General features: G+C 69.7%; 9 protein-coding genes and 1 pseudogene. 7 read left to right on the top strand and 3 right to left on the bottom strand.

Translation table 11 applies throughout. From position 1 onward, the window contains the following. Both J7E97_RS05550 and J7E97_RS05545 read right to left on the bottom strand, forming a co-directional pair. Positions 1–461, bottom strand: a pseudogene (locus J7E97_RS05550) (transposase); the annotation flags it as partial. A 33-nt stretch (positions 462–494) separates the two neighbouring features. Beyond that, positions 495–1,312, bottom strand: a protein-coding gene (locus tag J7E97_RS05545; RefSeq protein WP_215022947.1) for an IS5 family transposase whose coding sequence is annotated in 2 segments (ribosomal slippage) — positions 495–970 and positions 970–1,312 — 819 coding nt in all. Because the reading frame shifts where the segments join, the coding sequence is not laid out codon by codon here. Between the two features lie 101 nt (positions 1,313–1,413). Here J7E97_RS05545 and J7E97_RS05540 point away from each other — a divergent pair. From J7E97_RS05540 to J7E97_RS05520, 6 genes are all read left to right on the top strand, one after another. After that, entirely contained in the window at positions 1,414–1,608 is a 195-nt protein-coding gene (locus tag J7E97_RS05540) for a hypothetical protein (RefSeq protein ID WP_215022918.1), read from the top strand. 54 nt (positions 1,609–1,662) lie between these two features. After that, complete coding sequence (locus tag J7E97_RS05535; protein ID WP_215022945.1) at positions 1,663–2,400, top strand: transposase; 738 nt, start codon at positions 1,663–1,665, stop codon at positions 2,398–2,400. Positions 2,401–2,568: 168 nt separating this feature from the next. Beyond that, entirely contained in the window at positions 2,569–4,167 is a 1,599-nt protein-coding gene (locus J7E97_RS05530) for an acyl-CoA carboxylase subunit beta (RefSeq protein ID WP_215022938.1), read from the top strand. A 19-nt stretch (positions 4,168–4,186) separates the two neighbouring features. After that, positions 4,187–4,396: an acyl-CoA carboxylase epsilon subunit gene (locus J7E97_RS05525; protein WP_215022937.1), complete on the top strand. Its 210-nt coding sequence runs from the start codon at positions 4,187–4,189 to the stop codon at positions 4,394–4,396. Positions 4,397–4,477: 81 nt separating this feature from the next. Then, the gene (gene mmpB / locus J7E97_RS36565) at positions 4,478–4,612 is read left to right on the top strand and encodes a morphogenic membrane protein MmpB (protein WP_285427869.1); all 135 of its coding nucleotides are present in this window, start codon (positions 4,478–4,480) and stop codon (positions 4,610–4,612) included. Between the two features lie 54 nt (positions 4,613–4,666). Further along, the gene (locus J7E97_RS05520; RefSeq protein ID WP_215022935.1) at positions 4,667–5,275 is read left to right on the top strand and encodes a nucleoside triphosphate pyrophosphatase; all 609 of its coding nucleotides are present in this window, start codon (positions 4,667–4,669) and stop codon (positions 5,273–5,275) included. Here the strand turns inward: J7E97_RS05520 and J7E97_RS05515 are convergent. Then, positions 5,256–5,777 carry a hypothetical protein gene (locus J7E97_RS05515; protein WP_251053894.1) on the bottom strand — a complete coding sequence of 174 codons (522 nt, stop codon included), beginning with the start codon at positions 5,775–5,777 and terminating at the stop codon, positions 5,256–5,258. The genes J7E97_RS05520 and J7E97_RS05515 overlap by 20 nt on opposite strands. A gap of 424 nt (positions 5,778–6,201) precedes the next feature. Between J7E97_RS05515 and J7E97_RS05510 the strand changes: the two genes are divergently transcribed. Further along, positions 6,202–7,956 carry a biotin carboxylase N-terminal domain-containing protein gene (locus J7E97_RS05510; RefSeq protein WP_215022933.1) on the top strand — a complete coding sequence of 585 codons (1,755 nt, stop codon included), beginning with the start codon at positions 6,202–6,204 and terminating at the stop codon, positions 7,954–7,956. Positions 7,957–8,032: the final 76 nt, after the last annotated feature.

Genomic DNA, 8,032 nt, shown 5'->3' with positions numbered 1-8,032 from the left:
AAGTCGTGCCAGCGGCCCACCTTCGGGCGGCCGTGTCGCTTGCCCGTGGCGTCGGAGAACAGGTGCCGCTGCACGCCGTTCCACACCTCGTCAGCCATGTGCATGGCCAGGGCCTTCGAGGCGTGGTGCCCCAGGTGCCCGGAGTCTTCCAGGTGCTTGTAGGCGCACCGCTCCAACGCTTCGCGGGACAGGCCCAAGCGCTGCCGGACAGGCTTCGCGCCCTGCTCGTTCCGCTCGTGGTACGCGGTCCAGTAGGCATCGACCTTTGAGCGGGCGTCACGCTGGACGGCCCGCTTGAGGGAGCCCATCGCGCCGAACAGCTTCTCCACGCGGGCGAGGTCGGCCGGGGCGGTGACGGCCAGGGGCAGCACCATCACCGACACCATCCCGTCGTCGGGCTTCGTCCACTTCGGGGCCTTGTTCTTCCCCCGGAACTTCCGCTGCGGCTGGGCAGCCTGCATGACCGTCACCTCCCTTCACAGTTAGACGGTGTCCTATGCGGTCATTCGGATGAGGCGTTTGTAGCAGCAGAGGGCGGCTGCGAGGCCGAGGAAGGCCAGGTAGTCGCGGGGTTGGCGTTCGTATCGGTGGTTGAGTCGGCGGTATCCAGTGAGCCAGGGCATCGTCCGTTCGATGACCCACCGGCGGCGGCCGAGCCGTTCGTTTGACTCGACTCCCTTGCGGGCGATACGAACGCCGATGCGTCTGCCGCGCAACCATTTTCGCAGGTGAGGGACGTCGTAAGCCTTGTCCGCATGGAGCCGCCTGGGTTTGAAGTGGCGGCCCCGGTGGGGGTCGTGTCTCGTTTGGCGACCCGTGATCATCGGCTTCAGCGCGAGGCTGTCGTGAGTGTTCGCGGCCGAGACGCCGACGAGGAGGGGCAGTCCGTTCGCGTCCGACAGGACGTGCATCTTGGAACCCTGCTTGCCCCGGTCCACGGGGCTCGGACCTGTGAGTTCGCCCCCTTTTCAGCCCGGACGTGGGCGGAGTCGAGGACCGCGCGGGAGAGATCGAGAAGGCCGGCGTCGTCCAGGCGGTGCAGGATCTCCTCGTGCAGCCGGCCCCACACTCCTGCCCGTGACCAGATCAGGAACCGGCGGTGCGCGGTGGACTTCGATATCCCGAAGCACGGCGGCAGAGCCCGCCAGGCGCAACCGCTGACCAGCACGTAGATGATCGCCGCGAACAGCGTCTCATCAGGCGTGTCCTGCGTCCCCCCGCCCTGCGGCCGCACCCTCGACGGCGGGATCAACGGCTCCGCGATCTCCCACAACCCCTCCGGAACAATCCAACTCCACGCACCCCGCCCCATACAGAGGTCAACGACGCCTCACGACATAGGACACGGCCTTAGTTGACTTACGACACACTACGTGATGAGTTCAGCTATGACGATCGAGGTAGAATGGGGTTATGGCAGCCATGATTCCCGGATATGCAGACGCCCGACAAGCAGCAGAGCAACTCAAGGTCACCGTTCAGCACGTCTACAACCTGAACAGCAGCCGCGCCGACTTCCCCGCCCCCGTCTACGTCGGACGCACCCCGCTGTGGCCGGTTGACCGGCTGGCCGCCTGGCGGGAGGAACACCCGAAGCGCGGCGATTAACTGACCTTTTCCCATCCGGGAAGTAATTGACCTAATGCGATGTTCTGTCCGTTCGTGTCGAAGATCAGCGTCGTCAGCCTGCGCCTCCGATCCCTCCTGCGCTGGACCGGCCTGCCGGTCAAGGCGTTCCTCCTGCTGGTCGCCCGCGTCGCCGCACTCCTGCCGGAGCCGAGACGCGGGCGACCGTGGGCACTCCTGCTGGACAACCGTGTCCTGCTTGCCGCCACCGCGTGGCGCACCCACCTCACCAACCGTCAGCTCGCCGACCTCTTCGGCATCGGCGTCGCGACCGTGCACCGCATCCTCGACCGGCTCACGCCCCTGATCGCGGGGCTCCTCGACCCACCCGACGGACACCGCTCGGACCTGTGGGTCGTAGACGGCACGCTCATCCCCCTGCACGACCAGACCCGCACCGCGAAGTCGAAGAACTACCGGCGCTCGGTGAACATCCAGTTCACCTTCCGCGCCCGCGACCGGCGCGTCATGGCCGTTACTGACGCCTGGCCCGGTAACCGCAACGACATCATCGTCTTCCGCGCCACCATGGCCGATCAGGTCCCCGGACACCGGCTGACCATCGGGGACGGCGCATACCGCAGCGCACCCGAGGTCATCACCAGCCGCAACAAGAGCAAGGCGTTCGCGAAGCGGCGGGCACGGGCCGAACACGGCCTCGCCCGCCTCAAGGACTTCCAAGTCCTACGCCAGCACCGCCGACGCGGCGACACGATCAACCACACCAGCCGGGCCGTGGCGGTACTCCACAACCTCAAGATCGACTGCGCATGAATTACGGATCAGCTCTTAGGGCGCGCCGCGAGGCCAAGCAAGCCAGATGAGGTGTGTCAAACGCCGCACTGCCGAGGGCCATGCGCGCCGATACCCTACGCACCAGTAGCTAGTAGTCATCAGTGAATTCACCAGGCAGTTGACACCACGCAGGGAGCCGCGACCCCGATGTCGTCACAACCGTCAGAGCCGATCGACATGCACACCACCGCGGGCAAGATCGCGGACCTGCAGCGCCGCGTCGAGGAAGCCACCCATGCCGGTTCCGCGCGAGCGGTGGAGAAGCAGCACGCCAAGGGCAAGCTGACGGCCCGCGAGCGGGTGGCCCTGCTGCTGGACGAGGGGTCCTTCGTCGAGCTGGACGAGTTCGCCCGGCACCGGTCGACGAACTTCGGGCTGGAGAAGACCCGCCCGTACGGGGACGGCGTCGTCACCGGCTACGGCACCGTCGACGGGCGGCCCGTCGCGGTGTTCTCGCAGGACTTCACCGTCTTCGGCGGGGCCCTCGGCGAGGTCTACGGCCAGAAGATCATGAAGATCATGGACTTCGCGCTGAAGACGGGCTGCCCTCTGGTCGGGATCAACGACTCCGGCGGCGCCCGCATCCAGGAGGGCGTCAGCGCGCTCGGCATGTACGGCGAGATCTTCCGCCGCAACGTGCACGCCTCCGGCGTGATCCCGCAGATCAGCCTGGTCGTCGGCCCCTGCGCCGGCGGCGCCGTGTACTCCCCCGCGATCACCGACTTCACGGTCATGGTCGACCAGACCTCGCACATGTTCATCACCGGCCCGGACGTCATCAAGACGGTCACCGGCGAGGACGTGGGCTTCGAGGAGCTGGGCGGGGCGCGCACCCACAACAGCACGTCCGGCGTCGCGCACCACATGGCGGGTGACGAGAAGGACGCCATCGAGTACGTGAAGTCGCTCCTCTCCTACCTCCCCTCGAACAACCTCTCCGAGGCGCCCGCCTTCCCGGAGGAGGCCGACATCGAGGTCGGCGACTGGGACCGCGAGCTCGACGTCCTGATCCCGGACAGCGCGAACCAGCCGTACGACATGCACACCGTGATCGAGCACGTGCTCGACGACGCGGAGTTCCTGGAGACGCAGTCCCTGTTCGCGCCGAACATCCTCACCGGCTTCGGCCGCGTCGAGGGCCACCCGGTCGGGATCGTCGCCAACCAGCCCATGCAGTTCGCCGGCTGCCTGGACATCGACGCCTCCGAGAAGGCCGCACGCTTCGTACGGACCTGCGACGCCTTCAACGTGCCGGTGCTGACCTTCGTCGACGTACCGGGCTTCCTTCCGGGCACGGACCAGGAGTACAACGGAATCATCCGGCGCGGCGCGAAGCTGATCTACGCGTACGCCGAGGCGACCGTGCCCCTGATCACCGTCATCACCCGCAAGGCCTTCGGCGGTGCCTACGACGTCATGGGCTCCAAGCACCTCGGCGCCGACCTCAACCTCGCCTGGCCGACGGCGCAGATCGCCGTCATGGGCGCGCAGGGCGCGGTGAACATCCTGCACCGCAGGGCCATCGCCGAAGCGGAGGAGGCCGGCAACGCCGAGGAGACCCGGGCGCGGCTCATCACCGAGTACGAGGACGCGCTGCTGAACCCGTACACGGCCGCCGAGCGCGGTTACATCGACGCGGTGACGATGCCGTCCGAGACGCGGGCACACGTGGTGAAGGGGCTGCGGCAGCTGCGCACCAAGCGGGAGTCGCTGCCCCCGAAGAAGCACGGCAACATCCCCCTCTAGGCCCTAGGAGGACAGTCCTGTGGTGATCAAGGTGATCAAGGGGAACCCGACCCCGGAGGAGCTGGCCGCCGCACTGGCGGTGGTCCAAGCGCGCGCGGCCGCACTGGCGTCGGTGCCGCCCGGCGCGCGGCGGGTGGCCGACGCGTGGGCGGCGCCGGGCCGGGTGGCCCGGCGGACGCTGCCCCGGCCCGGTCCGGCCGCGTGGGGGCGTACGTACTGGCCCGCGTGAGCGGAAGATGATCCGAGCGGCGGTGGCGCCTGAGTACCCGTACTCAGGCGCCACCGCCGTCCCCGGGGCCAGGATCGGGGCATGCTCTGGTCAGACCCGAAGAACGAGCCTCCCGAGGACATGCGCGACGCGCAGGCGATGGTCCGGCGGATGACGGTGATCGTCGTCATCGCGATGGTCGTCGTGGTGTACGTGCTGGGCGTCGGCGGCTTCTGAGCGGCCCGCCCGGACCCGCCGGGGGCCGGTGCGGGCGCCCCTACGATGGCAGGCATGACTGCCGACACCCGCCACGCCCTCGTCCTCGCCTCCGCCTCGCCCGCCCGGCTGAACCTGCTGCGGCAGGCCGGGCTCGCCCCCCACGTGATCGTCAGCGGCTTCGACGAGGACGCCCTCACCGCCGACTCCCCCGCCGAACTGGCCCTCGCCCTGGCCGAGGCCAAGGCGGCCGTCGTGGCGGCCCTGGACGAGGCCGCGGGAGCCCTGGTGATCGGCTGTGACTCCGTGCTGGAGCTGGACGGCGAGGCGCTGGGCAAGCCGGCGGACGCCGAGGAGGCGACGGCCCGGTGGAAGTCGATGCGCGGGCGCGCCGGGGTGCTGCGCACCGGGCACTGCGTGATCGACACGGCGACCGGCCGCCAGGTCTCGGCGACGGCGTCGACGACGGTCCGCTTCGGCGAGCCCTCGGACGCGGAGGTGGCCGCGTACGTGGCGAGCGGGGAGCCCCTGCACGTGGCGGGGGCGTTCACCCTGGACGGGCTGTCGGCGCCGTTCATCGAGGGCATCGACGGGGATCACGGCAATGTGATCGGTATCTCCCTGCCGCTGCTGCGCTCACTGCTGGCCGAACTGGGCGTGTCGATCACGGACTTGTGGGCTTGAAGTCCCCGAAGCCCCCGAGCAGCGGCTGTCCCGGCGGCGTGTCGCGCACGTCGCCGGCCGGCGGGCCCGCGCCGTCGCCGCCGTGGTCCGCGGGGTCCCCGCCCGTTCCCCGCGCCCCGTCCGGGCCCTGGGCCGCGTAGAGCATCAGGCTCAGCACGAGCAGGCACAGGATCAGCATCATCACCGCGAAGGCCCCCCAGCCGACCAGGCCGACGACGAGGGCGCCGAGCAGTCCGTGGGTGACGGCCGCGGTGACGAGGACCACGCGGGGGAAGGTGCCGGGGGCCTTGTCGCGGACCGCGGCGACGGCGAGGAGGACGGCGCAGAGCAGCAGGAAGCCGGCCATGCCGGCGCCCATTGCGTACGTTGCCTTGGACATGACATCCGGATCCATGCCCGCGATGGACATCGACTGGTTCTCGGTGGTGCGGCCCAGGACGATGTGGACGAAGCCGAGCACCGCCGCCTCCACGACGAGTACGACCGCGGTCGCCCCGGCCACGGATCTCCGCAGCACCACGCCACCCGCACGAGCCACGACGCCCCCACCCCCTGTCGGCACAAGCCTGTTCGACGCCTGGAGGCTACTAACGGGTAATCCTGCCGACAAGGGGCCGGGACCGCTTCGTTACGGTGGGACGCCTCGGGCGACGCCCATACGGCGGATACGCGAAGGAACGGGTGGACCGTTCGTCGGGACTCGACAAAGAATCACGGGGGCCCACTGACCCGCCGGACAGAGACCCCGGATGCGGGACAGCGTTACTGTGCAGTCGGGGATCCCCCTTACGTGGGGCGCCACAAGGGATTTTCGACTCCGGGTCGACTCGAGTCACACTGCGTGTGGGCAAGGTCACCATCGGGGAAGGGTCGAAAGGCCGTGTGGGCTGTCCCTAAACTCAGCTTGTTTCAAGGAGGGAGCCATCGTGCGCAAGGTGCTCATCGCCAACCGTGGCGAAATCGCAGTCCGCGTTGCTCGGGCCTGCCGGGATGCCGGGATCGCGAGCGTAGCCGTCTACGCCGACCCGGACCGGGACGCTCTGCACGTCCGCGCGGCCGACGAAGCTTTCGCGTTGGGCGGTGACACCCCGGCCACCAGCTACCTGGACATCTCCAAGGTCCTGCAGGCCGCCGCCGATTCCGGAGCGGACGCCATCCATCCCGGATACGGCTTCCTGTCCGAGAACGCCGACTTCGCACAGGCCGTCATCGACGCGGGCCTGACCTGGATCGGCCCGCCCCCGCAGGCCATCCGCGACCTCGGCGACAAGGTCGCCGCCCGCCACATCGCGCAGCGCGCCGGCGCGCCGCTCGTGGCCGGCACGCCCGACCCGGTCTCCGGGGCGGACGAGGTCGTCGCGTTCGCCAAGGAGCACGGCCTGCCGATCGCGATCAAGGCCGCCTTCGGCGGCGGCGGTCGCGGCCTGAAGGTCGCCCGGAACCTCGAAGAGGTCCCGGAGCTCTACGACTCCGCCGTGCGCGAGGCCGTCGCCGCCTTCGGCCGCGGGGAGTGCTTCGTCGAGCGCTACCTCGACAAGCCGCGGCACGTGGAGACCCAGTGCCTTGCCGACACCCACGGCAACGTGGTCGTCGTCTCCACCCGTGACTGCTCGCTCCAGCGGCGCCACCAGAAGCTGGTCGAGGAGGCCCCGGCGCCGTTCCTGACCGAGGCCCAGAACGCCGAGCTGTACGCCGCGTCGAAGGCGATCCTGAAGGAAGCCGGCTACGTCGGCGCCGGCACGGTCGAGTTCCTCGTCGCCGCCGACGGCCTGATCTCCTTCCTCGAGGTCAACACCCGCCTCCAGGTCGAGCACCCGGTCACCGAAGAGGTCACCGGCATCGACCTGGTCCGCGAGATGTTCCGCATCGCGGACGGCGAGGAGCTCGGCTACGGGGACCCGGTCATGCGCGGCCACTCCTTCGAGTTCCGCATCAACGGCGAGGACCCGGGCCGCGGCTTCCTGCCGGCCCCGGGCACCGTCACCAAGTTCAACCCGCCGACCGGTCCGGGCGTCCGCCTCGACGCGGGCGTCGAGACCGGCTCGGTCATCGGCCCCGCGTGGGACTCCCTGCTCGCCAAGCTCATCGTCACGGGTGCCACCCGCGAGCAGGCCCTGCAGCGGGCGGCGCGCGCGCTGGCCGAGTTCGAGGTGGAGGGCATGGCCACGGCCATCCCCTTCCACCGCGCGGTCGTCGCGGACCCGGCCTTCAAGGCCGACCCGTTCACGATCCACACCCGCTGGATCGAGACCGAGTTCGTCAACGAGATCCCGGCGTTCGTGGTCCCCGCCGCGGACGACGCCGAGGACGAGCCGGGCCGCGAGACGGTGGTCGTCGAGGTCGGCGGCAAGCGCCTGGAGGTCTCCCTCCCGTCCTCGCTGGGCATGACCCTGGCCCGTACGGCGGCCGCGGGCGGCGCGAAGCCGAAGCGGCGCGCGGCGAAGAAGTCGGGCCCGGCCGCCTCCGGCGACACCCTCGCCTCGCCGATGCAGGGCACGATCGTGAAGGTCGCGGTCGAGGAGGGCCAGCAGGTCAACGAGGGCGACCTGATCGTCGTCCTCGAAGCGATGAAGATGGAACAGCCCCTGAACGCCCACCGCTCGGGCACGATCGTGGGCCTGTCGGCGGAAGTCGGCGCGAGCCTCACCTCGGGCGCGACGATCTGCGAAATCAAGGACTAACCCCTGTCCGGCGGGGCTGCTCCCCAGCCCCGCCGGACAAGCCCAGCCCCGCCGGGCAAACCCAGCCCCGCCGGCG

This window comes from Streptomyces sp. ISL-66, assembly GCF_018614135.1.
In the GTDB taxonomy this organism is placed as follows: Bacteria; Actinomycetota; Actinomycetes; order Streptomycetales; family Streptomycetaceae; genus Streptomyces.
Note: the sequence above shows the minus strand (reverse complement) of the source record. Positions and strands in the feature narration are given on the sequence as shown.